Origin of the sequence: Paenibacillus zanthoxyli JH29 (assembly GCF_000520715.1) — a bacterium.
In the GTDB taxonomy this organism is placed as follows: Bacteria; Bacillota; Bacilli; order Paenibacillales; family Paenibacillaceae; genus Paenibacillus_AQ; species Paenibacillus_AQ zanthoxyli.
Genome location: NZ_ASSD01000433.1, coordinates 1 through 935 on the forward strand (window position 1 = coordinate 1; position 935 = coordinate 935).

General features: G+C 49.3%; 2 protein-coding genes. Both read left to right on the forward strand.

All coding sequences use genetic code 11. From position 1 onward, the window contains the following. Nucleotides 1-404 (forward strand): ABC transporter substrate-binding protein (locus L691_RS0116515; RefSeq protein WP_025691546.1); only part of this gene is annotated, 404 nt, incomplete at its 5' end. Between the two features lie 165 nt (nt 405-569). Further along, nucleotides 570-935 (forward strand): ABC transporter ATP-binding protein (locus L691_RS0116520; protein WP_025691547.1); only part of this gene is annotated, 366 nt, incomplete at its 3' end.

Consider the following 935-nt stretch of genomic DNA (forward strand, 5'->3'; position numbering starts at 1 on the left):
ACCTGGATATCGCGGGCATTCATCCGCCTTTCTACAAGCTGGCCAATGATTCCAAGCTGACCCTGCTCGCCGACTCCCATGATACAGGGCTGGGTGCCGCATCCGGCGCTTCCGTTTATTACTTTACCGATAAATTCATCCAGGAGAACCCGGAGGCTGTTCAACGCTTCGTAAATGCCATTAAGAAAGCTCAAGACTATATTAATCACAATACGGACGAGTCCGTCAAGCTGACTGCCGAATATATCGGACAGCCGGTAAATGCCACCCACTATTACTTTACCGACAAAGGTCTTCCAACCGACCTCTTCCAGCCGTGGATTGATGATCTGGTACAGTCCGGCACGCTGAAGAAAGACCAAGTCAAGCTTGATGATATCGTCACTACGCAGTTCAGCAGCTAAAAAATCATCTAAGACCGCACGCGAGCCGTTCGCTGTGCGGTTTTTTAGAAACGGCTTCGTTCTTCCGGGCAGGAGGAGGGGAGCCGTTTTTTGTCATGAGAATGTAAGAACTATCCAATATAATGAGTCGTGTATAAAAATACACCGAGGAATGGAGAGGATAAAATGTCCATATTGCAGGCAAGCGGCCTGATTAAGCAGTACGGCAAAGGGTCCAATGCAGTTCGGGCGCTTCGTGGAGTGGATTTGGAAGTTCAGGACGGAGAGTTCGCGGCGGTGGTTGGTACGTCAGGAAGCGGGAAATCCACGCTGCTGCATCTGCTTGGCGGACTGGACCGGCCATCTGAAGGGAAGGTCTTAATCCGGGGAAAAGATATTTATGCGATGAACGATGACGAACTGACGATTTTCCGCAGACGAAATATCGGGTTCATCTTCCAGCAGTATAATTTGGTGCCTGTGCTGAATGTTTATGATAACATCGTTCTGCCAATCGAATTGGACGGCAACCGTCCCGATAATAAGTTTGTC